This window comes from Pseudomonas sp. NPDC089396 (assembly GCF_044749545.1).
Taxonomy (GTDB): domain Bacteria; phylum Pseudomonadota; class Gammaproteobacteria; order Pseudomonadales; family Pseudomonadaceae; genus Aquipseudomonas.
Genome location: NZ_JBIVIC010000003.1, coordinates 261,567 through 282,859, shown reverse-complemented (window position 1 = coordinate 282,859; position 21,293 = coordinate 261,567). Strand labels below are relative to the sequence as shown.

22 protein-coding genes are annotated in these 21,293 nt (G+C 58.5%); 8 read left to right on the top strand and 14 right to left on the bottom strand.

The window, feature by feature from the left end:
- Positions 1-153: 153 nt before the first annotated feature.
- From paaE to paaF, 11 genes are all read right to left on the bottom strand, one after another.
- Positions 154-1,230, bottom strand: coding sequence for a 1,2-phenylacetyl-CoA epoxidase subunit PaaE (gene paaE, locus ACIPZB_RS07275; RefSeq protein WP_400639566.1), 1,077 nt, complete (start codon positions 1,228-1,230; stop codon positions 154-156).
- A gap of 15 nt (positions 1,231-1,245) precedes the next feature.
- Positions 1,246-1,779: a 1,2-phenylacetyl-CoA epoxidase subunit PaaD gene (paaD, locus tag ACIPZB_RS07270; RefSeq protein ID WP_008096380.1), complete on the bottom strand. Its 534-nt coding sequence runs from the start codon at positions 1,777-1,779 to the stop codon at positions 1,246-1,248.
- The gene (paaC, locus tag ACIPZB_RS07265; RefSeq protein ID WP_400639565.1) at positions 1,766-2,524 is read right to left on the bottom strand and encodes a 1,2-phenylacetyl-CoA epoxidase subunit PaaC; all 759 of its coding nucleotides are present in this window, start codon (positions 2,522-2,524) and stop codon (positions 1,766-1,768) included. Before paaC ends, paaD begins: the two co-directional genes overlap by 14 nt.
- 8 nt (positions 2,525-2,532) lie before the next feature.
- Positions 2,533-2,814 carry a 1,2-phenylacetyl-CoA epoxidase subunit PaaB gene (gene paaB / locus ACIPZB_RS07260; protein WP_008096376.1) on the bottom strand — a complete coding sequence of 94 codons (282 nt, stop codon included), beginning with the start codon at positions 2,812-2,814 and terminating at the stop codon, positions 2,533-2,535.
- 24 nt (positions 2,815-2,838) lie between these two features.
- A complete protein-coding gene (gene paaA, locus ACIPZB_RS07255; protein WP_400639564.1) occupies positions 2,839-3,828 on the bottom strand; it encodes a 1,2-phenylacetyl-CoA epoxidase subunit PaaA in 990 nt (329 codons plus the stop codon).
- A 271-nt stretch (positions 3,829-4,099) separates the two neighbouring features.
- Positions 4,100-5,419 (bottom strand): phenylacetate--CoA ligase PaaK, encoded by a 1,320-nt coding sequence (gene paaK / locus ACIPZB_RS07250; RefSeq protein ID WP_008096371.1) that lies wholly within the window; start codon positions 5,417-5,419, stop codon positions 4,100-4,102.
- A 111-nt stretch (positions 5,420-5,530) separates the two neighbouring features.
- Positions 5,531-6,751, bottom strand: coding sequence for a 3-oxoadipyl-CoA thiolase (gene pcaF, locus ACIPZB_RS07245; RefSeq protein WP_400639563.1), 1,221 nt, complete (start codon positions 6,749-6,751; stop codon positions 5,531-5,533).
- A complete protein-coding gene (gene paaI, locus ACIPZB_RS07240) occupies positions 6,744-7,196 on the bottom strand; it encodes a hydroxyphenylacetyl-CoA thioesterase PaaI (RefSeq protein ID WP_400639562.1) in 453 nt (150 codons plus the stop codon). The genes pcaF and paaI overlap by 8 nt, the downstream gene beginning before the upstream one ends.
- On the bottom strand, positions 7,189-8,706 hold the full coding sequence (gene paaH / locus ACIPZB_RS07235) for a 3-hydroxyacyl-CoA dehydrogenase PaaH (protein WP_400639560.1): 1,518 nt from the start codon (positions 8,704-8,706) through the stop codon (positions 7,189-7,191). The genes paaI and paaH overlap by 8 nt, the downstream gene beginning before the upstream one ends.
- Positions 8,707-8,708: 2 nt before the next feature.
- Positions 8,709-9,500 (bottom strand): 2-(1,2-epoxy-1,2-dihydrophenyl)acetyl-CoA isomerase PaaG, encoded by a 792-nt coding sequence (gene paaG, locus ACIPZB_RS07230; protein ID WP_400639559.1) that lies wholly within the window; start codon positions 9,498-9,500, stop codon positions 8,709-8,711.
- Between the two features lie 36 nt (positions 9,501-9,536).
- Positions 9,537-10,310, bottom strand: a complete 774-nt coding sequence (paaF, locus tag ACIPZB_RS07225; protein ID WP_400639558.1) for a 2,3-dehydroadipyl-CoA hydratase PaaF — start codon at positions 10,308-10,310, stop codon at positions 9,537-9,539.
- A gap of 281 nt (positions 10,311-10,591) precedes the next feature.
- Here paaF and paaY point away from each other — a divergent pair, with 281 nt between their 5' ends.
- On the top strand, positions 10,592-11,191 hold the full coding sequence (gene paaY / locus ACIPZB_RS07220; RefSeq protein WP_400639557.1) for a phenylacetic acid degradation protein PaaY: 600 nt from the start codon (positions 10,592-10,594) through the stop codon (positions 11,189-11,191).
- Between the two features lie 77 nt (positions 11,192-11,268).
- Positions 11,269-12,192 carry a phenylacetic acid degradation operon negative regulatory protein PaaX gene (gene paaX, locus ACIPZB_RS07215; RefSeq protein WP_400639555.1) on the top strand — a complete coding sequence of 308 codons (924 nt, stop codon included), beginning with the start codon at positions 11,269-11,271 and terminating at the stop codon, positions 12,190-12,192.
- An 8-nt stretch (positions 12,193-12,200) separates the two neighbouring features.
- On the opposite strand, the gene rfaD is transcribed toward paaX, so the two are convergent.
- Positions 12,201-13,232, bottom strand: coding sequence for an ADP-glyceromanno-heptose 6-epimerase (gene rfaD, locus ACIPZB_RS07210; RefSeq protein ID WP_400639554.1), 1,032 nt, complete (start codon positions 13,230-13,232; stop codon positions 12,201-12,203).
- 198 nt (positions 13,233-13,430) lie between these two features.
- Positions 13,431-14,042 carry a class I SAM-dependent DNA methyltransferase gene (locus ACIPZB_RS07205; protein ID WP_400639553.1) on the bottom strand — a complete coding sequence of 204 codons (612 nt, stop codon included), beginning with the start codon at positions 14,040-14,042 and terminating at the stop codon, positions 13,431-13,433.
- Positions 14,043-14,504: 462 nt separating this feature from the next.
- Between ACIPZB_RS07205 and ACIPZB_RS07200 the strand changes: the two genes are divergently transcribed.
- The 4 genes from ACIPZB_RS07200 to ACIPZB_RS07185 all read left to right on the top strand — a co-directional run bounded on the left by ACIPZB_RS07200 (position 14,505) and on the right by ACIPZB_RS07185 (position 19,644).
- Entirely contained in the window at positions 14,505-15,107 is a 603-nt protein-coding gene (locus ACIPZB_RS07200) for a hypothetical protein (protein ID WP_400639552.1), read from the top strand.
- Positions 15,108-15,151: 44 nt separating this feature from the next.
- Complete coding sequence (locus tag ACIPZB_RS07195) at positions 15,152-17,125, top strand: hypothetical protein (RefSeq protein WP_400639551.1); 1,974 nt, start codon at positions 15,152-15,154, stop codon at positions 17,123-17,125.
- A 9-nt stretch (positions 17,126-17,134) separates the two neighbouring features.
- A complete protein-coding gene (locus ACIPZB_RS07190) occupies positions 17,135-18,127 on the top strand; it encodes an ATP-binding protein (RefSeq protein WP_400639550.1) in 993 nt (330 codons plus the stop codon).
- A 497-nt stretch (positions 18,128-18,624) separates the two neighbouring features.
- Entirely contained in the window at positions 18,625-19,644 is a 1,020-nt protein-coding gene (locus ACIPZB_RS07185) for a hypothetical protein (RefSeq protein WP_400639549.1), read from the top strand.
- Positions 19,645-19,712: 68 nt separating this feature from the next.
- Here ACIPZB_RS07185 and ACIPZB_RS07180 read toward each other — a convergent pair whose 3' ends face one another.
- The gene (locus ACIPZB_RS07180; protein WP_400639547.1) at positions 19,713-20,198 is read right to left on the bottom strand and encodes a helix-turn-helix domain-containing protein; all 486 of its coding nucleotides are present in this window, start codon (positions 20,196-20,198) and stop codon (positions 19,713-19,715) included.
- A gap of 256 nt (positions 20,199-20,454) precedes the next feature.
- Here ACIPZB_RS07180 and ACIPZB_RS07175 point away from each other — a divergent pair, with 256 nt between their 5' ends.
- Together ACIPZB_RS07175 and ACIPZB_RS07170 are read left to right on the top strand one after the other, a co-directional pair.
- Complete coding sequence (locus ACIPZB_RS07175) at positions 20,455-20,832, top strand: hypothetical protein (RefSeq protein WP_400639546.1); 378 nt, start codon at positions 20,455-20,457, stop codon at positions 20,830-20,832.
- 2 nt (positions 20,833-20,834) lie between these two features.
- Positions 20,835-21,239, top strand: a complete 405-nt coding sequence (locus ACIPZB_RS07170) for a DUF6957 family protein (protein WP_400639545.1) — start codon at positions 20,835-20,837, stop codon at positions 21,237-21,239.
- Positions 21,240-21,293: the final 54 nt, after the last annotated feature.

The window sequence follows — 21,293 nt, the reverse complement described above, 5'->3', positions numbered from 1 at the left end:
TTGTTTTTTGAGGTCACGCGGGGGTTGCTGGGATCGTTTGTAGGAGCGGCCTTGTGTCGCGAAAGGGCTGCGCAGCAGCCCCAAAATCTTCATCGCTGCACAAATCCTGGGGCCGCTGCGCGACCCTTTCGCGACACAAGGCCGCTCCTACAGTCAGAGCTGGTCGAAGTCGAGCACCACCTTGTCGCTCACCGGGTAGGTCTGGCACGACAGCACGTAGCCAGCCGCCACTTCGTAGTCCTCCAGCGCATGGTTGCTGTCCATCTCCACCTCGCCTTCAATCACCCGGCACTTGCAGGTCGAGCACACGCCGGCCTTGCACGAATAGGGCAACTCGGCGCCGATGGCATTGCCGGCATCCAGCACGTTCTGGGTGTTGCGCGGCAGGTCGAAGCTCAGCGCACGGCCGTCGCTGATCACGGTGATGTGGCTCAGCGCCGAATCCACCTGGCGCGCGGCCTCGCGGGCTTCACGGCGGGCTTCGCTGCCGGCGGCGGCGAACAGTTCGAAGTGGATGCGCTCCTTGGCCATGCCGTTGGCCTGAAGGCTGTCACGCACGGTTTCGGTCATGGCCTGCGGGCCGCAGATGAACGCTGCGTCGAGGCTGGCCACGTCCATCCAGCGGGAGAACAGCTGGCCGCACTTGTCGGCGTCGATGCGACCGTTGTACAGGTCGACGTCCTGCTGCTCGCGGCTGAACACGAAGATCAGGTTCAGGCGGTCCAGGTAGCGGTTCTTCAGGTCTTCGAGCTTGTCGCGGAACAATGCGCCGGAGCTCGAACGGTTGCCGTACAACAGGGTGAAGCGGCTGTGCGGCTCACTGGCCAGGGTGGTAGCGATGATCGACAGGATCGGCGTGATGCCACTGCCGGCCGCTACGCCCAGGTAGTTACCCTGGCGCGCCGGGTCCAGCGGCACGAAGAAGCTGCCGGACGGCGGCATCACTTCCAGTTGGTGGCCGGCCTTGAGCACTTCGTTGGCAAAAGCCGAAAAACGCCCGCCCGGCACGCGCTTTACCGCCACGCGCAACTCGCCATCCTGCACGGCGCTGCAGATGGAGTAGGAGCGGCGAACTTCTTCGTCGTCCAACTGGGTGCGCATGACCAGGTACTGGCCCTGGGTGAAACGGAAGGCGTCCTGCAGGTGCGCCGGCACGTCGAAGGCAATCGATACCGCGTCGCGGGTCTCAGGACGCACTTGCTTGATGGTCAGGCTGTGAAACTGGCTCATGGTGTTCTCCACGGCTCAAATGCATTTGAAATAGTCGAACGGCTCCAGGCACTCGCGGCAGCGATACAGCGCCTTGCAGGCCGTGGAGCCGAACTGGCTGAGCAGTTCGGTGTTGTCGCTGGCGCACTGCGGGCAGCACACCTGGGGCGCTTCGCCGAGCAGGCTGCGCTTGCTGGCGCTGCCTTGCGGCGGGGCGATGCCATAGACCCGCAGGCGTTCGCGGCCAAGGTCGCTGATCCAGTCGGTGCTCCAGGCCGGGGTCAGCCGGCGTTCGAGGTCTGGTGCGGCAAACCCCGCCTGTTCCAGCGCCTGGCGGATATCGCCCTCGATCACCTCGGTGGCGGGGCAGCCGGAGTAGGTCGGCGTGACCACCAGGTGCAGGTGCCCGGCGCGCCAGTCGAGGTCGCGGACAATCCCAAGGTCGACCACGCTGACCACCGGCACTTCCGGGTCCATGACCTGGCCCAGCACCTCCCAGGCGCGGGCGAGGTCGTCGCCGCGTGGCGCGCGGGCGCCACGGTCACCGACGATCAGCTCACCAGGTTGCATCGGGGTAGGCCCTTGGCAGGAACTGCATTTCGGCCAGCAACAGGCCCAGGTGCTCGGTGTGCAGGCCTTGGCGACCACTGAGGTAGAAGTGGCTGGCCGCCTTGGGCAGCGGCAGGTCGACCGTGGCGAACAGGGTGCTTACCTGCTGCAGCCAGGCCGCGCCGACCTGGGCAGGGTCGGCAGCGATACCGGCCTCGGCCAGGGCCACTTCGCTGTCGCTGCCTGCTACGAGCTCCACGGTGAAACGCCACAGGGTGGGAATCGCTTCGAGCATGCGACGGCGGCTTTCGTCGGTGCCGCCACCCAGGCGTTGCACCCACTCGGCGGAGCGGCGCAGGTGGTAGGTGACTTCCTTGAGGGCTTTGGCGGCGATGCCGGCGATACGCTCGTCGCTGGAGTCGGCCAGGCGCTGCAGCACGGCATGGTGCCAGGCGTCATAGAGGAACTGCTTGGCCATGGTCACGGCGAAATCGCCATTAGGCTGTTCGACCAGCAACAGGTTGCGGTACGCCCGCTCGTCGCGGCGAAACGCCAGGGCGTCGGCGTCGCGGCCGTCATCGAGCAGTTCGGCGGCGTACTCCAGCCAGTTGCGGGCCTGGCCAACCAGGTCCAGGCCCACGTTCATCAGGGCCAGTTCTTCTTCCAGTGCCGGTGCGTGACCGCACCATTGGCACAGGCGCTGGCCCTGGATCAGGGCGCTGTCGCCGAGCAGCAACAGGTAAGGGATGAGAGCTTGCTTGTGCATGGCCAACCTCACATGTGTCCGACTTCGTCGGGCAGTTCGTAGAAGCTGGCATGGCGGTAGACCTTGTCGTCCGAGGGCACGAACAGCGGGTCTTTCTCGTCAGGCGAAGAGGCGGTGATCAGCGCCGAAGGCACGACCCACAGGCTCACGCCTTCGCTGCGGCGGGTGTACAGCTCGCGGGCATTCTCGATGGCCATGGCGGCGTCGGCGGCATGCACGCTGCCGACATGCTTGTGGTTCAGGCCGTGCTTGCTGCGCACGAACACTTCGTAGAGGGTCCAGACAGACATTTTCAATCTCCGCATCAATCGCCGTCAGGCGGCGTTCTTGTTCTGTTGTTTGCGTGCGTAGGCCACGGCCGCTTCACGGACCCAGGCGCCATCCTCGATGGCCTTGCGCCGGGTGGCGACGCGCTCCAGGTTGCAGGGGCCGTTGCCCTTGATCACTTCGTAGAACTCGTCCCACTGGATCTCGCCGAAGTCGTAGTGGCCGCGGGCTTCGTTCCATTTGAGGTCCGGGTCGGGGGCGGTGCAGCCGAGCAGTTCGAGCTGCGGCACGGTCTGGTCGATGAAGCGCTGGCGCAGTTCGTCGTTGGTCTGGCGCTTGATCTTCCAGGCCATGGACTGGGCGCTGTTGGGCGAATGTTCATCGCTTGGGCCGAACATCATCAGGGCCGGCCACCACAGGCGGTTGATGGCGTCCTGGACCATGTCTTTCTGCGCCTGGGTGCCCTCGCGCATCATGGTCAGCAGCAGCTCGTAGCCCTGGCGCTGGTGGAAGCTCTCTTCCTTGCAGATACGGATCATGGCGCGGGAGTAGGGGCCGTAGGAGGTGCGCTGCAGCACCACCTGGTTGACGATGGCGGCGCCGTCGACCAGCCAGCCCACGGCGCCCATGTCGGCCCAGCTCAGGGTCGGGTAGTTGAAGATGCTCGAATACTTGGCCTTGCCGCTGTGCAGCTTGGCGATCTCTTCGTCGCGGTCGGCGCCGAGGGTTTCCATGGCGCTGTACAGGTACAGGCCGTGGCCGGCTTCGTCCTGGATCTTGGCCATCAGCTGCAGCTTGCGCTTGAGGCTCGGGGCACGGGTGACCCAGTTGCCTTCGGGCAGCATGCCGATGATTTCCGAATGGGCGTGCTGGGAGATCTGCCGGATCAGGGTCTGGCGGTAGGCCTCGGGCATCCAGTTCTTGGCTTCGATCTTGATTTCGGCGTCGATCTTTTCCTGGAAGTTGCGCTCTTCGGGCGACATCTCCTCCAGCGACTTGACGCGTTTGACTCCGGTTTCCACTAGCTGTGCGTACATGTTCCGACTCCTGCTAAGGCATGAGTCATTTGTAAGCGATACAAAACATAACGTCAAACAGTTTTATGTGTATCAAATAAGATTTGTGTATCGCTTTGCTGGACTTGGGGCTGCTGCGCAGCCCTTTCCCGACACAAGGCCGCTCCTACAGGGGAGGCGCAGGCCTTGTAGGAGCGGCCTTGCGTCGCGAAAGGGGCGCAACGCGCCCCCAGCTTTCTCCCAGGCAAAAAAAAGCCCCGGACTGAGCCGGGGCACAAAAGGCAGCTGATGATCAGCCGGCCAACCGTTTGTCGAACACATGGCACGCCTTGCCTTCGGAGCGCTTCAGCGTCCCGCAAGGCTGCAGCCGCACCAAGCTGCTGATACCGATGTAGGTCTTGATCTGCTTGGTCAATTCAGCTGCGATCAGCTTGCGCTGCCCTTCGTCCAGGTTCTGGCATTCCGCACGCAGTTCCACATGCACCTCGACACTGTCCAGGTTACCATTGCGATACAGATGGATCTCATAAAGCTCAGAAAGCTGTTTTATTTTAAGCACCTGCTCCTCGATCTGTGTCGGGAACACATTGACCCCACGAATGATCAGCATGTCGTCGCTGCGCCCGGTGATCTTGCCGATACGCCGCATCGGCCGCGCCGTACCCGGCAACAGGCGGGTCAGGTCACGGGTGCGGTAGCGCACCATCGGCAGCGCTTCCTTGCTCAGCGAGGTGAACACCAGCTCGCCGAGCTGACCGTCGGGCAGCACCGCGCCGGTGACCGGATCGATGATCTCGGGGTAGAAGTGGTCTTCCCAGATGGTCGGGCCGTCCTTGGTCTCGATGCACTCCATGGCCACGCCCGGGCCCATGATTTCCGACAGGCCGTAGATGTCCAGGGCATCGATGCCCAGGCGCTGTTCGATGGAGCGGCGCAACTCGTCGGTCCACGGTTCGGCACCGAAGATGCCCAGGCGCAGCTTGAGGTCGTTGGGGTCGATGCCCTGGCGCTCGATCTCGTCGGCCAGGTTGAGCATGTAGGACGGCGTGACCATGATGATGTCGGGCTGGAAGTCACGAATCAGCTGCACCTGCTTCTCGGTCTGACCGCCAGACATGGGGATCACCGTGCAACCCAGGCGCTCGGCGCCGTAGTGGGCACCCAGGCCGCCGGTGAACAGGCCATAGCCGTAGGACACGTGCACCTTGTCGCCCTTGCGGCCACCGGCGGCGCGAATGGAACGGGCGACCACGTTGGCCCAGGTGTCGATGTCGTTCTGGGTGTAGCCCACCACGGTCGGCTTGCCGGTGGTGCCGCTGGAGGCGTGCAGGCGCACCACTTCCTGCTGGGGCACGGCGAACATGCCGTAGGGGTAGTTGTCGCGCAGGTCGTTCTTGCCGGTGAAGGGGAACTTCGCCAGGTCGTCGAGTGATTTCAGGTCATCAGGGTGGGCGCCGCTTTCGTCGAAGCGCTTGCGGTAAAGCGGCACGTTGTCGTAGGCGTGCTTGAGGCTCCAGCGCAACCGTTCCAGCTGGTGTTGACGCAGCTCATCGACACTGGCGGTTTCCATCGGATCCAGCAGGGCACGATCGGCTTTATGGTACATATTCATGGCATCACTCGAATTGTTCTTGTAGACCGGCCCTGCCGAGCGAACAGCAGGGCCGTGAGTGTCATGGACGCAGCATAACCGGCGGCGTCGCGTTCAGTAACACGCCATTGGTCAGAGGCGTTCAATGACCATGGCGATGCCTTGGCCGACGCCGATGCACATGGTGCACAGGGCGTAGCGTCCGGCGGTTTCTTCCAGTTCGTGCAGGGCGGTGGTGACCAGGCGTGCGCCGCTCATGCCCAGCGGGTGGCCAAGGGCGATGGCGCCGCCGTTGGGGTTGACCCGTGGGTCGTCGTCCTGCAGGCCCAGCTCGCGCAATACGGCCAGGCCCTGGGCAGCGAAGGCCTCGTTGAGTTCGATCACATCCATGTCGTCCAGCGACAGGCCGGTCAAGGCCAGCACCTTGCGGGTCGCCGGCACCGGGCCGATACCCATGATGCGCGGCTCGACCCCAGCCACCGCCATGCCAACGATGCGCCCGCGTGCCTTCAGGCCATGGCGACGGGCTGCTTCGCTGCTGGCCAGCAGCAGTGCGCAGGCACCGTCGTTGACACCCGAGGCGTTGCCGGCGGTGACGCTGCCACCCTGGCGGAACGGCGTGCCGAGCTTGGCAAGCTGTTCGAGGGTGGTCTCGGCGCGTGGGTGTTCGTCTTGCTCGATGCGCAGGGCCGGGCCTTTGCGCTGGGCGATCTCCACCGGCACGATCTCCCGTGCCAGGCGACCGCGCGCTTGGGCGGCAGCAGCCTTGTGCTGGCTGCGCAGGGCGAAGGCGTCCTGGTCGGCGCGAGAAATGGCAAACTGTTCGGCGACGTTTTCCGCGGTTTCCGGCATCGAGTCGATGCCGTATTCGGCCTGCATCAGCTTGTTGACGAAACGCCAGCCGATGGTGGTGTCGTACAGTTCGGCGCTGCGGCCAAAGGCCTGCTCGGACTTGCCCATGACGAACGGCGCCCGCGACATCGACTCGACCCCGCCGGCCAGCATCAGGCCGGCTTCGCCGCAGCGCAGGGCGCGGGCGGCATTGCCGATGGCGTCCATGCCCGAGCCACACAGGCGGTTGATCGTGGTGCCCGGCACGTCGATCGGCAGCCCGGCCAGCAGCGTGGCCATGTGCGCGACGTTGCGGTTGTCTTCACCGGCCTGGTTGGCGCAGCCGAGGATCACATCGTCGATGGCCTGCCAGTCCAGTTCCGGGTGACGTGCGACCAGTGCCTTGATCGGCACGGCGGCCAGGTCGTCGGCCCGCACACTGCTCAGGGCACCGCCGTAGCGGCCGATTGGCGTGCGCACGGCATCGATGATCAGCGCCTCGGAAAGGGTGTGTTCAGTCATCTTGCTTCTCCTGCGCGAGCACGGTGCCGCGCACTTTGTAGGATTTGCCATGGAACAGGGCGATCAGCTCGCCACGCTGGTTTTCGATGCGCACGTCGTACAGGCCAGTGCGGCCCTTGCGGCTCTGTTCGCTGGCGGTGGCAGTGAGCAGGTCGCCGCACAGCGCCGGGGCGACATAGTCGATGCTGCAGCCCAGGGCGACGGTGGCTTCGTCATAGCTGTTGCAGGCGAAGGCGAACGCCGAGTCGGCCAGGGCGAACAGGAAGCCGCCGTGGCAGGTGCCGTGGCCCTGGATCATGTCGGCACGTACCGGCATGCTCAGGCGCGCGCGACCAGCACCGGCGTCGAGCAAGTGGATGCCTAGTGCCTGGGTGGCCTGGTCGCGGGAAAACATGGCATCGGCGCAGGCCTGGGCCAGTTCGTCAGGGGTGCGCAGGTCAGTCATGCAGGCGAGCTCCTTGGGCCTCTTTGCGGCGCAGCAACAGGGACGGGCGGTAGCGGCTTTCGCCGTAGCTGCGCTGCAGGTTGTCGAGCACGCGCAGGGTGTTGCCGATGCCGATCTGTTCGGCCCAGGCCAGCGGGCCGCGTGGGTAATTGACCCCGGCGCGCATGGCCAGGTCGATGTCGGCCGCACTGCCGACGCCCTGCAATACGGCGTCCGCCGCTTCGTTGGCGAGCATGGCCACGGTACGCAGCACCACCAGGCCAGGCAGGTCGGCCACGGCCGCCACGTGCAGGCCAGCACGCTGCAGCAGCGCCACGGCGTGATCGCGGGCTTCGGTCGTGGTATCGGCAGACCAACTGATGGCGATGCGCGAGGCGCTGCGGTAATCCAGCGCCAGGTCGACCAGCACCAGGTTGCGCAGGCCTTCTTCGCGGGCGCGCTGGCTGGCCAGGCGGCCATCGGAAAGCGCCAGGGTCGCATCGCCGACCTGGATCAGGCCGCAGCCATCACGCTGGGTGATGTCCAGCCCGTTGTCACGCAAGCGTTCGACCAGCGGCTGCATCACGCCCAGGTCACCCTCGACCACGCAGTGCTCGACTGTCAGCGGGCTGTGCAGGGCAGCGGCTTGCGGACGTTGCGCGCCTTCGGCGTAGCTGTAGAAGCCATGGCCGCTCTTGCGCCCCAGGCGACCGGCATCGACCAGCTCCTTCTGCACCAGCGAGGGCTGGAAGCGGAAGTCGCCATAAAAGGCATCGAACACCGAGCTGGTGACGGCGTAGTTGACGTCGTGGCCGATCAGGTCGGTGAGCTCGAAGGCGCCCATGCGGAAACCGCCGGCGTCGCGCAGCAGGGCATCCAGGGTGGCGCAATCCGCCGCGCCTTCCTGTAGCAGGCGCAGGCTTTCGGCATAGAACGGCCGGGCCACGCGGTTGACGATGAAGCCCGGGGTGGAGCGGGCATGTACCGGCTGCTTGCCCCAGGCCTTGGCCGTTTCATAAAGGCAGGCAGCCAGGGTGGGCTCGGTGGCCAGGCCGGAGACGATTTCAACCAGGGCCATCAATGGCGCCGGGTTGAAGAAGTGCATGCCAATGACCTGCTGGGGCCGCTTAAGGCCTGCGGCCAAACTGGTAATGGACAGCGACGAGGTATTACTGGCGAGGATGCAATCCTGCGCGCAAAGCGCTTCGAGCTGACGCAGCAGGCCTTGCTTGACCTGCAAGTTCTCGACGATGGCCTCGATCACCAGCCGGGCATCGGCCAGGGTTTCGATGGCCTCCACCGGCTGCAGGCGGTCGATGATGGCCTGCCGGGCATCGGCCTGCAGCTTGCCTTTTTCCACCAGGCGCCCGAGCTGCTGGTCGATGCCAGCCACGGCCTGGGCCGCCGCACCGGGGCGGTTGTCGTAGAGTTTTACCGGGTGCCCGGCCTGGGCCGCGACCTGGGCGATGCCGGCACCCATGGCGCCGGCACCGATCACTGCCACCAGGGCGCTAGTGTCCAATGCGTTCATGTTCAGCGCCCCTTGAATGCAGGTGTGCGCTTGTTCATGAAGGCGCTGACGCCTTCACGGTAGTCCTCGCTGCGCCCGGCCAGGCGCTGCAGGTCGCGTTCCATCTCCAGCTGCTGGTCGAAGCTGTTGTCGAAGCTGGCATTGAGGCTGCGCTTGATCAACGCCAGGCCGTAGGTTGGCTGGCTGGCCAGATGGCGCGCCAGGGCCAGGGCTTCGTCGCGCAGCTCGGCATCGTCGACCACGCGGTGAATCAACCCCCAGCGCTCGGCCTGTTCGGCGCTCAGGCGCTCACCGAGCATGGCCAGCGCTTTGGCCCGGGCCATGCCGACCAGCCGCGGCAGCAACCAGGTGCCGCCGGAATCCGGCACCAGGCCGATCTTGCAGAAGGCCTGGATGAAGCTGGCCGAACGTGCTGCCAGCACCAGGTCGCAGGCCAGCGGGATGTTCGCCCCGGCGCCTGCGGCCACGCCGTTGACGGCGCAGATCACCGGCAGCGGCAGGTCGCGCAGGGTGCGCACCATCGGGTTGTAGAAGCGCTCGATGGACTCGCCCAGGTCGGGCATCGCCGCGCCCGGCGCGACATTGCGGTCGGACAGGTCCTGGCCTGCGCAGAATCCGCGGCCTTCGCCGGTCAGCAGCAGCACCCGGGCCTGGTCGCTCTGGCGTACCTGCTTGAGGGCTTCACGGACCTCCAGGTGCATTTGCGTATTGAAGCTGTTCAGCTGCTCGGGCCGGTTCAGCGAGAGGAGGGCGACGCCGTCCTCGATGGAAAACAGGATGTGCTCGAAAGTCATCTCAGACTCGCTCCGTCAGGCGGTGAAAAGGGCAGGTCATCGGCCTTTGAACTGGGCCGGGCGTTTTTCCTGGAAGGCGCGGATGCCCTCGTCGCGATCGGCGGTGCCGGCCAGCAGGGTGAAGGCGTGGCGTTCGAAACGCAGGCCGCTGGCAAGGTCGGTGTCGCCCGCCTTGAGCAGCGCTTCCTTGGCCAGGCGTACCGCCAGCGGTGCCTTGGCGGCGATGCTGTGGGCCACCTGCAGGGCACGTTCGACGGTCAGTTCAGGTTGGGTGATCTCGCTGACCAGGCCGGCCTGCAGGGCGTGCCGGGCCGTAATGGCTTCGCCGGTCAGCACCATCTGCATCGCCAGGGGTTTGCCGACTGCGCGTAGCAGGCGCTGGGTGCCGCCTGCGCCGGGCATGATGCCAAGGTTGATTTCCGGCTGGCCGAAACGGGCATCTTCGCCTGCGATGACGATGTCGGCGCACATCACCAGCTCGCAGCCGCCGCCCAGGGCGTAGCCGTTGACGGCAGCGATCAGTGGCTTGGAAAACGCGGCGATGCGTTGCCAGTGGCCAACGCGCGGGTCGTTGAGGATGCCGACCAGGTCACGCTCGGCCATTTCGCCAATGTCGGCACCGGCGGCAAAGGCCTTGCGGCTGCCGGTGATGACCACGGCGCGGGTCTGCTCGTCGCGTTCGGCGCTGTCCAGTTCGCTGGCGAGTTCGGCCAGCAGTTCGGTGCACAAGGCATTGAGTGCCTCTGGCCGTTGCAGGGTGACCAGGCGCACACCGTGTTCAGGTGCTTGCACGTGGAGATAACGCGGCATGTGGGGTTCCTCAGGCTGCTCGCACGGCGCATCGAATGGCCGGCGTTTCTTGGAATTGTCTGCAGGGGCGACGGCTGACCGTGCCCAGGTGGAACCAGTATAAGCACTATGCGATACATGAACGCAATAGCATGCTGTCGTTTGTGTATCCTATAAGCGATTGCCAGACGTCAGTGAATTCCTTGAAGCCTGCGAATCGAGCAGGATGAATAGGGTTTGACGAAAAACCAATTTACGATACAAGATCTGCAGAAGTTGCGAATCATTTCAGGATAAACGACATGCCTTGCTACCGCCTCGATGGCTTGACCCCAGTGATCGACCCGACTGCCTATGTCCACCCCAGTGCCGTGCTGATCGGTGACGTGATCGTGGGCCCGCGTTGCTACGTAGGGCCATTGGCATCCCTGCGCGGTGATTTCGGCCGTATCGTCCTGGAGGAGGGCGCCAACCTGCAGGACACCTGCGTGATGCATGGCTTCCCGGGCGGCGACACGGTCATCGAGCGCAACGGCCACGTTGGCCATGGCGCGGTGTTGCACGGCTGTCGGGTGGGCGAGGACGCGTTGATCGGCATGAATGCCGTGGTCATGGATGGCGCCCACGTCGCGCCGCGTTGCATCGTCGCGGCCACGGCATTCGTCAAGGCCGGCTTCGCCTGCCCCGAGCAGAGCCTGGTGATGGGCGCGCCGGCGCAGGTCAAGCGCCCGCTGACCGAGCAGGAACTGGCCTGGAAACAGCGCGGCACCGCCGAGTACCACCGGCTGAGCCAACGCTGCATGGCCAGCATGGTCGAATGCCCGCCGCTGACCGAGGCCGAGGCGCAGCGCCCGCGCATGGGTGACAATGGCTTGCGGCCCAAAGGCGAGGCGGGTGCATGAACCTTCCTGCGCCGCGCCATGGCCAGGCAGCCCGCCGCACAGGTATAGTCGGTGCTTTCTCCGCGCACAGTTCCTCCATGAGCAACCTCGCCCCGCTGAACACCCTGATCACCCGCTTCCAGGAGCAGACGCCGATCCGCGCCAGTTCGCTGATCATCACCCTGTACGGCGATGCCATCGAACCCCATGGCGGCACGGTCTGGCTTGGCAGCCTGATCAACCTGCTGGAGCCGATCGGCATCAATGAACGGCTGATCCGCACCTCGATCTTCCGCCTGACCAAAGAAGGCTGGCTGACCGCCGAAAAAGTCGGCCGGCGCAGCTACTACAGCCTGACCGGCACCGGCCGGCGGCGTTTTGAAAAGGCCTTCAAGCGGGTCTACAGCCCCAGCCAGCCGGCATGGGATGGCGCCTGGACCCTGGTGCTGCTGTCGCAGCTCGACGCGGGCAAGCGCAAGGTCGTGCGTGAAGAGCTGGAGTGGCAGGGCTTTGGCGTGATGGCGCCGAACGTGCTGGGTTGCCCACGGGCCGATCGCGGCGACCTGGCGGCGACCCTGCGCGAGCTGGAGGCGAGCGACGACAGCATCGTCTTCGAAACCCACACCCAGGAGGTGCTGGCGTCCAAGGCCATGCGCGCGCAGGTACGGGAAAGCTGGCGTATCGACGAGCTGGGGCAGCAGTACAGCGAATTCATCCAGCTATTCCGCCCCCTGTGGCAGAGCCTGAAAGAGCAGGCCGAGCTCAATGCACAGGATTGCTTCCTGGCTCGCACCTTGCTCATCCACGAATACCGCAGGTTGCTGCTGCGCGACCCCCAGTTGCCGGACGAACTACTGCCAGGTGACTGGGAGGGCAGGGCCGCACGGCAGCTGTGCCGTAACCTGTATCGGCTGATCTTCGCCAAGAGCGAGGAGCTGCTCAATGCTGCGCTGGAAACGGCGGACGGCCCCTTGCCGGATGTCAACGAGAGCTTCTACAAGCGTTTCGGCGGTCTGGTCTGAGGACGCTGTCAAGCAGCGCCCAATTGGGAAAATGGCATCTGCAGGGGTTGTTGCTTGCCTAGCAACCAGTCGCAGTACCGCGCAACGCCTTGTTCAACGGTCGCTGTGGCGTCCTTGAAGCCCGCGTTGCGCAGCTGTTGCAGGTCGGCGCAGGTGTAGCACTGGTACTTGCCACGCAGGTGCTCGGGGAACTCGCTGTATTCCAGCACCCCTTCACGCAAGGCCGCCTGCAGCGACAACGGCGTGCGACCTTGCTGGCCCCGCAAACGATTGATGACGGCCAGGGCCACATCGTTGAACGGCTGGGCGCGCCCGCTGCCGACATTGAAGATGCCGCTCTGGTGCGGGTGATCGAGGAAGAACAGGTTGACCTTGACCACGTCGTCCACCGAGACGAAGTCGCGCAGGTGGCCACCACTTGGGTATTCGCCGTAACGGCCGAACAGGCTGACCTTGCCGTGGGCCTGGTACTGGTTGAAGCAGTGCAGGGCTACCGATGCCATCGCGCCTTTGTGCTGTTCGCGAGGGCCGTAGACGTTGAAGTAGCGCAGCCCGACGATCTGGCTGCGTGCACCCGGCAGTTGCCGTCGCACATATTGATCGAACAGGAACTTGGAATAGCCGTAGACGTTCAGCGGCTGCTCGTGTTCGCGTTGTTCACGGAAGTTTTGCCCCGCGCCATAGACCGCAGCCGAAGAGGCGTACAGCAGCGGAATCTGCTGCGCTTGAGCAGCGCCAAGCAGATCGCAGCTGTAGCGGTAGTTGTTTTCCATCATGAAACGCCCGTCACCTTCGACGGTGCTGGAGCAGGCGCCCTGGTGCAATACCGCGCGAACCTTGAAGAACTGGCCCTGGCGCAAGCGGTCGAGGAAGTCGTCCTTGTCCAGGTAATCAGCGATGTCGCAGTCGGCCAGGTTGCGAAACTTGTCGCCATCGGTCAGGTCGTCGACGGCGATGATCTGGGTTTCGTTGCGGCGGTTGAGCGCCTTGACCAGATTGCTGCCAATGAAACCGGCGGCGCCGGTCACGATAATCGTCATGCCTAATCCCCCAATGAGGGTGCGGAGTGCATAGTCTGGAGCAGGTCCGGTGGCTGATCCTTAATCTGGATCAATCAATCCGCCCATGGGCGATTAGGCAATATAGAAAGCAGGGCACAACTGCATTACCAAGATGACTTTTAAATAACTAAACTAAATGAATATTTAGTGTAGTTATAATTTTAGCTTATATAAGAGTCAGGGGAGGCGGCGCGCCATCCACACCGTGAGGCCACCGCAATCCGGGTCTTCCACGCGGTGGTCCAGCACTTCGAAGCCATGTTCCTGCAGTTGCGCCCTATATTCCTGCGGGTCCAGGCTGGCGTGATAAAGCGTTTCGCCCTGGAATTCACCGAGGGCCTCGCCAAGTGCCGTGCCACTGGTGAACATCAGTAACGCGCCAGGTGCCGCGTGCTGCTGGAAAATGGCGAACATGCGGCGTTGGTCATCAGGTTTGAGATGGAAAAAACTATTCCAGGCCAGGATGCCAGCGAACGTTTGATCCAGGCCCAGCGTGCGCATGTCGGCCTCAAGCCATTGCTGATTCGGGAAACGCTCGGTGCACAGCGCGATCATGTGCGTTGAAGCATCCACACCAAAGACTGCCAAACCAGCTTCGATCAGATGACGCGCAACGGGCTGGCCAGATCCGCAGCCCAAATCCAGAACGGTGGCCGAAGGCTGCAGCAGAGAACGGAAGCGTTCGATCCATTTGCGTTCAGTCAGGCGATTGCCGCGCAGTCGATCCCAGGTCGAGGCGTTGCGGTCATAGAGATCGATGATCTGATCGGCAGATGGGTGGTCAGCCATCGGGGACGTCAGTACACGGAAGAAACGATAACCCCATCCCCGGTAGCTAATTTAACCAGACAAATCAGTGAGTTGGAAATTTTCATCCCGCTATTCAGTGAGTCAGTTGGTAAAAATTACTTCCAGTATTAAGAAGTAACTTCGACCTCATCGCACCGTTAAGAGGTAAATTTGACCCTACGGCATCACTCGTCATTAGGATTCACTGAGTGGAATGACTATCTCATAGTTTTTGTTAAAAAAGCCTTGTGGATGAGAGTTTTTATAGCTTACTGGTCTTTAAGCGGCTTCGGAAGTAGCAAATCAGTCCTAAACGGCTCCATTCGTCATACTAAAGTTCAGGAAGCAATTTCGTACCTTCGTATCCACTGAGACCTATCCAAAATGCCATCACTCAAAGGGCACCGCCGCAAGCAGCTGGCAGCTAGCAGAAAGACGAGTGCTCACAACCGAAGCTTATGGATGACGTACAGCCCCAAAATGGATGCTGACCTCATCATCCTGGGTGATCTAGAGATCATCCATTGGGCTACGGAGCTTGAGACTTCTTGCGACGTGCTGACGTACCGGTTCGATGAAGACGTTAAGGTAAGCGTGGATGCGGAAGGGGTAGAGAATTTCAAGAAAGTCAGAGGCATATGGGTTGAGCACAAGGATGGCTCGATTGCACTCCACCAAATCGACCCCAGTGAGAGGCTAGTACCTGACCGAAAAACCATCCCGATTAGATACTGTCTTATAGATCAGGTCATTCGGCACGGACATCTCGTTTCAATTTCTTATGCCCGTCTAGCCTTGGAAGCCCACAAGCTTGGATTCTGGCTTAAAGTAATTACCATGGCATCACAGGTCAGGGGCTATGTGCTCGACCATGAAATAAAACTTGTTGGAACTCAAGTCCAGTTAATGAAGGAGGGCACTATCCGGTCTCTCCTTGCTGAGCTGTCTTTTTCAGATCAGGCTATCGCACTAGGGGTCATTTGTAGACTAATAATCTCAGGAAGTATTGGAGTTGAAGCGGAAAAAAATGGATTTGGTTATGACACAGTGTGGCACCAACCATGATTAGACGGTCGCGTTCGGAAATTGTGACCCTTATACAGGCATCAATGCCTTGGGAAAGTGTGTCTGAGCAATCATTGTCTCCAGAAACTGCGGCAGTTTTTAAGCATCGGAAAAAAGCGCTAGAGATGTATATGGAGGGGTGCACGATATCAGACATAATGCACCAGACCACAGTAGACGGTAGCTATCTGAAAAAAATGATCAAGCGATGTTTGACTGTGGCTCCAAACGGTTTTGTCTACGGATATAGTGCGCTGCTGCCCAATACGGCCATCAAGGTTTACAGGCGGACAAAGCTTGTCGATGCGTCGCTGTGGCAATCGGGTGCAGGCTTCGCCGGAATGTTGGGATCTACTTTTGCGCGGTACCCAGACCTTGAATCAAGACTCACAGCGCTTATTTTGAAAAAAAAACTAAAGCCAAAGCTAAAGCAAAACGACAAGAGCAAGGTAGTACATGAGTTTTCGAAAAGAGCGATAGATATTCATCTGGACTTTATAGAAATACTCAAGGAGAAAGGGCATCCGATAACAGAGTGGCCATTTAATACAACGCATAAGGGAATCAAACCCTTGACTAAGTTTTTCAACGAGGTGCGAGAAGCGCATTATGAGCGTGTCGTGCACCTTACTGGAGATAGTGGCGCGATTGCGCATGTTCCTGTAGGAACTGGCCATCGCTCACTGACCAGGTCGGCAGGCCTGATGGATATGATAGAAATTGATTCATATACATTTGATGCCATGTTTGTTTTGATTCGTGAGCACGAACATGGCCTGGAAACCTATCATGTATTGAAAAGGTTGCATGTGCTTGTGGCGGTCGAGTCTTTGACTACTGCGGTACTTTGGTATTATGTTGTGCATGGAAACGATGTGTGTGCTGAAGATGTTTTGGCGCTAATGCGGCAAATGCTGAGCGCTCAACTTCCGAAACCTGAATTCACTATCAAGAATCTAAAGTTGTTCGAGGGCGCAGGGTATCCCGCAGAATTGTTCCCGGAAATGGTGCAAGTTTTGCCATTAATTATTAAAATGGATAATGCGCTTGCGCATCTCGGTCGTAAAGTGAGCACTGAGATGAGGAAGCAAACTGGATGCATCCTCGAATTCGGCGTGCCTGGTCGACCAGAAAGACGTCCACATATAGAGCATGCGTTCAAACGACTAGCGGAAGACTTGATCCAGCGTTTTCCAAGCACTACTGGCTCCGGCCCTAATAATGGTAGAGCGGATGATCCTGAACTAGCAGCTTGCAAATTCCGGATCGCCAGTGATGACTTGGATCAGTTGGTATATACCTTTTTCGCGAACCTCAATGCGGAGCCCTCCGAAGGTTTGCGTTTCTTGTCTCCACTGGAAGCCGTTTCACAACTGGTCAAAAAAGATCATTACTTACCGAGGCTTCCGCCAAATGATGTGAGGAAGACGTTAGGAGTGGTCACTGTAACGATTTCTCGTGAGGTAAAAGGAGGGGTAAAAGATGGCCATCGCCCTTATGTCACTATTCATAAAGCCAGATATACCTCCGATCGACTGATTGATAGTCCTGAGCTCATAGGGAAAAAACTCATAATTGAAGTCCAGGACTCGGATTTGCGCGTCGTTAATGCATATCTAGAGAATGGATCACCTATAGGCCCACTCACCGTGCAGGGCGACTGGGCAGAAGTGCCGCACAGCCTAAGAACTCGAAAAGAGATAAATTCGCTCATTGCTAGAAAGATTATCTTTCGAGTTAAGGGCGTGTGTATCGTTACAGTGTATACCCGCCATCTTGAAGCAAATCTAGATAATGCTGCAGCGCGTAAGAGACAAGATAAAAAATCGGGAACTACACTCGACAGAGTACGATTTGAACAGTCTCAGAGCTCGCTTGATAATGAGTCTCTGGTTGAACGCGAAACACAGGAATTACCCATGTCTTCTCCCTCAGCGGTCGCTACGCCAATACCTAAGCGCGAATATCTTGTGCCGCCCAGTGACCTAGATCTCCTTGATTTGGTGAAAAAGCTTTGAGGGGACATCATGAATACCTATGATCCACTTGACGCTCAGCAGCAACGAAATCTCTTTTGGAATCATCCATTAGTGACGAAAAACTATGTTGCATTGACGCCGAGTATGCCTCAAGTGCTTGAGGTGGTCATGGACTCTATCGCGCTTCATAAAAAAAGCCTTGTTTTTAAGGCGTTTCCTCGAATGGGCAAAACTACGATATGCAAATTCGTGGTTAGTGCACTGGATCGTCATCCTGCCTTTAAGGATAGACCCATTAGCCTGGTTTCCGCGGATACCAATGGGGAACTGAAGCACCGGGAAAGTATCGTCATCAGCCTTGCAAAGTTTTTAAGGCTCCCTATGCCTGCCAGGCCGGTGATCGCGTCAGTGAGAACAAAAGTATTACATGAAATCGAAAGTCAGCTGCGTAATAAGTCGGGTAGGCACTGGATCCTGATTATAGATGAGCTTCAAACACTCAGCATTGAAGATTTCGAACACCTGCAATACCTCCAGAATGAGCTTGCGCTGCATAATGTCGACACAACGCTTATCGGCTTCAGCCAAACGCAAATTGATCATAAAATAACTTTGCTGGAACTGCAAAAGCGTGCGGAGTTGATTGTTCGGTTTCTCAATGAGGTATGGGATTTGCCTTGTTGCACTGATCATGGCTGGATATGTCAAACTCTTAAAGGGTATGATAATGATTTTACTTACCCGCCAGGAAGTGATTGTAGCTATACTCAGTTTTTTTTACCTCAAGCCTATGCTTCTGGTTTTCGTCTGGCTGCCGTGGCTCCAGATATTTACAAAGTGATGTTGGAGTCTTCCAAAACACTCCGTCTTCCTTTATTGCCTACTGAATTTATATTCGAAGTGTGTAGGCTAGTCTTGATTCGTTCTAGTGATCGAGATTCTGAAAGCTTCATATTGTCACGGGAAAACATAGAGTCCGCGGTGAAGGAGTCAAAGCTAAAAAGCTACGTAGATATCCTAAATAATCTTGGTGTCCTATGAGCCCTACAAATTCATTGCGCTTAACATATCTCCGGCCTTCCTTCAAATATCAGTCGTCCTGGCTTGTGTTTGTTCACTTGATGAAATGGAATCATATATTTGCGTTTGAAGACGTTCGCGATCTAATAGGTTTGCCTGGGGGCTTGGTCACCGACACGAATCGCTGGTGGGATGGTGAACATGTTCCTCATTGGGCGGTAGAAAAAGCATGTGGGCTTGGGAGCGATGAACTTAAATACTCGTATATTGATGGTTGGTTCCCCTTGCCACGGACGTGGGAGCGGGAAACATTAGAAATGAGGCCGCGACCTAGGATTAGACATTGCCCGGAATGTATTAAATACGGATATCATTCTGTAGTGTTCTACTTTGAGCACATTTCTCACTGTCCATGGCATCATTTACCTCTGCAGTATTGTCAGAATTGTTCAGATTTTTTGCACAGAAGATGGCCGGTTAAGAAAGGATTTGCAGGCGCAGCAGAAGCGTGCGAGCACATGAAAATAGTCCTTGATATTGTATCGCCGGAGAGGCTTCAAAAAAATCATATGGTTGAAATGGAGGAATGGTGCGAAGGATTTAGAGGCTGGGTAAAGCATGCGGTGAAATTGATTGGGCAGGGAGCTTATGAAATTGTGGTCGCAATACCGTCACAGTTGCAAGATGAAGAAGCAGTATTTAATTATTTGGCAGGCGGTTGTCTGTTGGGTGGTTCTTCGCCGCGTATAGACCCGCCATTTACAATACTCATAATTCCTCGATCGAAGCTCGTCTGGGAAAAGCGCTTTCATGATTTTCTTCGATTTCCCGGAATACGGACTATGATCCGGGACGCCATACGGGCGATGCAGCCGCACGCTGATATTCTTGATGTGATTGCGACAGCTAAATCTATAAGGCGTTACATTTTTCGTCGCTATATAAAGTATCATAAGAAATGCTTCGCGCGACTCGCTCGTGCAACCACAAGTGCTTGGTATACATTAGATCTTGAAGGTGCCTGCCCTTGTGTAATGGCTTATTTAATTACCTTTTCTAGGCAGTGGGGTGTTTCGCCCTGGGATTTGCTGCATGAAAAAAATAGCCATTCGAGATCATTTAATGAAAGGTTTTACGGACGGGGCGAGACGCTCGTATGCGAAGCTCAGGTGGGAATGTATAAGTTGATTGGTGATTTCTATCGGATATGGAGTGTATTACGTCATTTCAAGGAGATCAATTGTCGCACATTGGTCTTGAATTATAGGAATGATGGCGATCACCCTAGCTATATTGCGCCGAAGATATACGAAAGTACGCGGCGACACCGGGATTATATTTACTGGGATGCACTCATGTTCATGGAGAATCCAGATGTTGCGCTCGCAGAGAGTATCCCAGACTGCGTTTCCCGCCGCAGGCAACCTTTGCAAGTGCGCCTTCAACGTTGGGATTACTCTGTGTTGAGTAAAAATAAAAACATTCTCTGCGCTCTGCACTATTGCGGCGCCAATAACAATCTCCGGCTTGATTTATAGATGGAACAAATTTTGTTTTTTTTGATTAATAGTCATCGCGGTCGTGTTTTTATTGCAGCGCCTACCAGTCATTGAGCCTTACGCCAAATTCTACCAACAGTCGTCTGATGAATTCCTAACTCTCTAGCAGTTTCACTTTGACTGAAACCCTTATCCCGAAGTTTCAACGCTTCCTGGATGATGCTATCAGGAAGGCTCCATCCTGCTTTTTCCTTCACTAGCTTGCCATCTGAGAAGTGCTTTGGCATGTCTGCAACGATCCCCAGAGCATCAAGCTTTTGAATTTCCTTTTTCAGATCCGCACGACGCTCCCCGATGGACAACCGCCCATCATAGCTTGAGGCCACCATTAACAAAGCCATCGGATCGAAGCACAGCGCTTCAGCGATGTTGCCTAACATCTCCAATGTAACGCCAGTTTTGGCGTTTTCCAGACGCTGTAGGTGGCGAGGCTCGATCTTGGTCTTGATCTTTGCATACAGCTGATCACGAGACATCCCGCGGCTGGCGCGCGCGAGACGCAGCACTGCTGCGAGGGCTTCCCTCGATACCATGTCGAATCCTCAAAAGTGAGGATAAGGCCATATTGATCATATGCACGCCATGACATATAGTTCATGGCGTGCATAGGATGGCCACCTTGGGTCTCGCAACCCGCGTGGAGTCTAAGGCTAGCGCTAGCGGCCTCCAGCCAACGAATGGCAAAAAATGACGATCATGGTCGGAAGTATGGCCTTCAGTGACCGTTGCGTGTGGGCTATCCCGTCGTAGGGAGTGCCTTTCATGTGACCAGCAATGCTAGGAAGAAATGTGTTTTTGACGAAGAGCGATGAGCTCCAAGGGAGGTTCAGGATTGAGGACTCAGAAGTCCTATTCTGGAAATCGATCAACCTAAGCCGCTGCACCTACGTGTTTTTAGTCGAAGGGGTAGGTTTCGATGCAGGCGCCCTTGGCGCTACATCACAGCTTGTGTGTGACGTATCAAGGATCAAGTCGCTGTGGGAAAACGGATCACCGGAGCTCCTAAGCGTGCACAGGGTGTACGTGATTCCGCCACTAGCCCTGCGTAAGACCGGTTGCTACATGGAGCCGCTGTCTGAGATCCGAATCCGCGGCGGCAGCGAGAGGTCTCCTATCTATGAGTTCGTTACAGATACAGGTCGTGTTTTCAGCAGCGACGAGGTCTGACCATGGCTGTCACGCTGGAAGAGGTGAGTGAGTTTTTCTACGGGCAAGGGAAGGTTGTCTCGGGATGGGAGGGTGACGATGGCGCGCTGATAGAGCTCGCTGACGCGTATCACCCAGGTAAGCCGTATTGCTTGGTGCGTAAGTGGATCGTTGCCGATCTGCAACTCTCACAGGCAGAGCTGGAACGATTGAAATCTGAGGCGGTACTGCCTTTGGTGCTCTTTGCACATGAAGTAGTCCTCGACAGTCGCAATCGATTCGCCCCTGGGCATTGGGTGCGTAGCAACTTCGGGATCTCGCACAGCCAACCATGCATGTTCGAAACCAGGAGCACGGTTTACCTTCTGTTAGGTGATGGCTGCAGGAAGCGCTCTACCCTCAACACGGTTTTTTCACTGCGTCCCTAGCTCAATCCCAGAGCTAGCCCGGCTTCCCTTCGGTGAAGCCTTGGAGAAGCGATC